The 1,591-nt window shown below is 68.0% G+C and carries 2 protein-coding genes; both read right to left on the reverse strand.

The features are described from left to right. Positions 1 to 36 precede the first annotated feature (36 nt). Positions 37 to 381 (reverse strand): DUF1294 domain-containing protein, encoded by a 345-nt coding sequence (locus QRO93_RS12565; RefSeq protein ID WP_049456024.1) that lies wholly within the window; start codon positions 379 to 381, stop codon positions 37 to 39. Then, on the reverse strand, positions 382 to 1,494 hold the full coding sequence (locus tag QRO93_RS12570; protein WP_164242852.1) for a homoserine O-acetyltransferase: 1,113 nt from the start codon (positions 1,492 to 1,494) through the stop codon (positions 382 to 384). Positions 1,495 to 1,591 lie beyond the last annotated feature (97 nt).

Here is a 1,591-nt window from a genome sequence, read left to right on the forward strand (position 1 = left end):
CGCCCCCCCCCCCCCCCCCACTACCGATTGCGAGCGTTACCGCGAGAATTCGCGCAGCATCACCGCGATCGAGGCCACGTTGGCCAGCACGCACAGCCAGAACACCCACTGGAACGCGGCCTTGCGGTGCTTGTGACGGAACAGGGCCTGGCCCAGCAGCGCGCCTGGCCAGCCCCCGGCGAAGGCCAGCAGCTGCAGGGTGCGCTCGGGAATGCGCCATTGCTTTCGCTGCGCCGCACGCTTGTCATGGCCATACAGCCCGAACGACACCACGCTGGCCAGCAGGCACCAGCCGCCCAGCCACAGTGGCAGCACGCCGCTGACCATCAGCGCGATCAGCGCACCGAAGGCGGCGAGCCCGAGATTGCGCCGCCACGCCACTTACAGCGCGTCGAGGAAGCCGCGCACGGCCGGGCCGAAACGCTCGAAATCAACAAGGAACGCATCGTGGCCCTGCGGCGACTCCAGGCCGACGAAGCGCGCATCGGCACCGCCGGCACGCAGGCCGTCGGCGACCTGTTGCTGCTGCTGCACCGGGAACAGGATGTCGGTGTTGGCGCCGATCGCCAGCGCCTTTTCCACCCGGATCTTCGCCAGGCCGGCCAGCACATCGCCATCGGCGTACTCGGCCAGATCGAACCAGTCCATCGAACGGCTCAGGTACAGGTAGCAGTTCGGATCGAAGAAGCGCACGAAGCGCCGCGCGTGGCCTTCCAGGTAACTTTCCACCTGGAATTCAAGGCCGAACGGATCATCGTCGGCCTGGTCCGAATCCAGCCGCACGCGGCCGAAGCGACCATCCCATTCCAGCGCCGAGCGATAGGTGATGACGCCCAGCTTGCGCGCCATGCGCATGCCCGACTCGGGATACTCGGCATCGTCGTAGTGGCCGCCGTTCCAGCGCGGGTCGAGGCGGATCGCCTCGCGCTGCAGCGAGCGGATCGCGATCGAGAACGGCAATGCCTGCGCGCTGCCGGAAATGTTGATATGGCTGCGCGCGATGCCCGGGTGCAGCATCAGCACCGCCAGTGCGGTCATGCCGCCCATCGAGTTGCCGACCACGCAGGCCAGCTGCGCGATGCCCAGCGCGCGCACCACCTCGATCGCGGCGCGCGCGCCGTCCTCGATCGACAGCTCGGGGAAATCGAGGCGGTAGGGTTCACCGGTAGCGGGGTTGAGCGAGGCCGGACCGGTCGAACCCTTGCAGCTGCCCAGCGAGTTCACGCACACCACGAACCAGCGATCGGTATCGATCGGCTTGCCGGGCCCGACCATCGCCTCCCACCAGCCCGGTGCCGGGTTGGCATCGTTGGCTGCGGCATGCGCGTCCGGTGACAGGCCGGTCACGATCAGGATCGCATTGCTGGCATCGGCGGCCAGCGTTCCCCAGGTTTCGTAGGCCACGCGTGCGCCATGCAGTGCGCCACCGCGCTTGAACGGGAATGGCGAGGGCAGGGCGTGGAAGCGGGTGCCGGGCGGGATGAATTCGGTCATGCAGTCATTCTAGCGGGGCCGCATGTGGAGCTGGCGACACGCTGGTTTCCATCGACGATGCACCCGGTAGTGCCGGCCGCTGGCCGGCAACCCCATG

It is taken from the genome of Stenotrophomonas maltophilia group sp. Smal17 (genome assembly GCF_030237045.1).
Classification (GTDB): Bacteria; Pseudomonadota; Gammaproteobacteria; order Xanthomonadales; family Xanthomonadaceae; genus Stenotrophomonas; species Stenotrophomonas forensis.